The organism is Brevibacterium sp. S22 (assembly GCF_004745485.1).
GTDB lineage: Bacteria > Actinomycetota > Actinomycetes > Actinomycetales > Brevibacteriaceae > Brevibacterium.
Genome location: NZ_RHFG01000058.1, coordinates 1 through 1,715, shown reverse-complemented (window position 1 = coordinate 1,715; position 1,715 = coordinate 1). Strand labels below are relative to the sequence as shown.

1 protein-coding gene is annotated in these 1,715 nt (G+C 58.8%); it reads right to left on the bottom strand.

All coding sequences use genetic code 11. The annotated features are described in order from the left end of the window. Positions 1–16 precede the first annotated feature (16 nt). Positions 17–1,603: an IS1634 family transposase gene (locus EB835_RS20105; RefSeq protein ID WP_135811187.1), complete on the bottom strand. Its 1,587-nt coding sequence runs from the start codon at positions 1,601–1,603 to the stop codon at positions 17–19. Positions 1,604–1,715: the final 112 nt, after the last annotated feature.

The window sequence follows — 1,715 nt, the reverse complement described above, 5'->3', positions numbered from 1 at the left end:
CCTGAGTTTCACAATTTTAGTGTCCCGAAAATCGGTCCGGCAGTAGCTCCGCCGCGATTTCTCTCGCCTCGCCAGTGACCTCGGGATCGAAGGTGATGTCTTGGCCACCCACACGCCCGGTGAACTCTCGCAACGGCCGCAGGCTCGTGATGATCTTCTTCAACGACGCCCCGGTCGCCTCCTGCATGAACCTCGACACAGCCAAGGAGGTGAACACGAGCGTCAAGTGCGCCTCGATCACATCCCTCTTCCGGTGAAAGATCGGCCTGGCCCTCAAGTCTGTCTTCGACATCCGGAAAGACTGCTCGACATGCCACAAGTCGTGATAACTGCTGATCACCTCAGCAGCCGACATGGTCCCGGCCGGAATGTTCGTCACGTAGCCCTTGAACCCAGTCAGCTTCATCGCCCGCTCGTAAGCCTTCTCATCGAAGGCCTTCTCCTCATCCGTGACCTTGACAAACCGTGCCTTCTTCGCCGGCTTCTCCCCATCGATGATCGCCAATGCCCGATTACGCTGCAGGTTCAGCGTCTGCTCATCACGCATCGCACGCTTACGCCGGTACTGCCACACCACCCGCCACGCATCCGGATGCTCCTGGGCTGACCAGACGGGTTCGCGTCTCTTCTTCACCCGATCCGGGTCAAGTCGCTTCACACCCTTCGGGGTGATCGTGTCGATGATCTGCCCATCGTCGGTGTACTCACCATTCCACCGAAAATGGGTCGCCAGATCGTGCGGGGCTTTCGTCTGCCTCGACCCGACGATGAACCGCAGCCCGGCATCATCGAGTTCCTTGAGGTTCTTGGCTGAGAGCATTCCGGCATCAGCGGCGACGACCATGTCTGTGACGTGGTGCCGTTCTTGGAAGGCTTTGATCACGGGAATGATCGTGTGGGTCTCGGCTTTCGATCCTTCGAAGCACCCGATCTCGAGTGGGAACCCGGTCCGATCGACGAGCAATCCGACGACGATCTGGGGGTCGACACGGCGTTCTTTCGAGTACCCGACCTGGCGCAGCGCGTCTTCCTTTTCAGCCTCAAAATAGAGCGTCGTGACGTCGTAGAGGAGCAGGCTGATGCCGGTGGTGGCGACACTGTGGGCGAAGCATGTGTCTGCGATCTTCCCGCGGTAGTCGCGTTCGTTGGCCCGTCGGAGACAGTTGAAGAACGTGTTGGGGTGTGGTGGCTCGATACCGAGTTCGGCAAGGACACGGAGGCTGTCGACTTTCGACGTGGGTTCAACGAGTCGTGCCAGCACGAGGTGGAAGAAGGCGTTGTCTTTGATCACCTTGCCGAAGCCGAGTCTCTTCCACGACTGGGTGATGGCGTCGATGAGGACGGATGATCGTGATCCCACAACGGTTCGCACTCGTGGTGGTGCAGCAGCATCGGTGGGTAGGCCCAGTTCGAGTTCGAGTTGTTCGGCTGCACCGTAGTCAGCGAGCTTCTCTTCCCCGGCGGTCAGCAGAGCTGTCAGTTCTGCTTCTGTATGAGCGGACCCGAGGTGTTCAAGGACGGTGACTTTGCCACGGTGTTTGCGCACGATCTGCACGGCAGTGGCCCCGGAACCGGTGGTGACTTTCCGTAGACGAGGCGACATAACCCCATCGTAGACAGCAGATTAGTGTCCCACCAACAGAATCCCCGACCTCGTGACCAGCACAAATGCAAATAGAATCGCGAAATCAGCATCCAGTTGTGAAAGTCAGGTG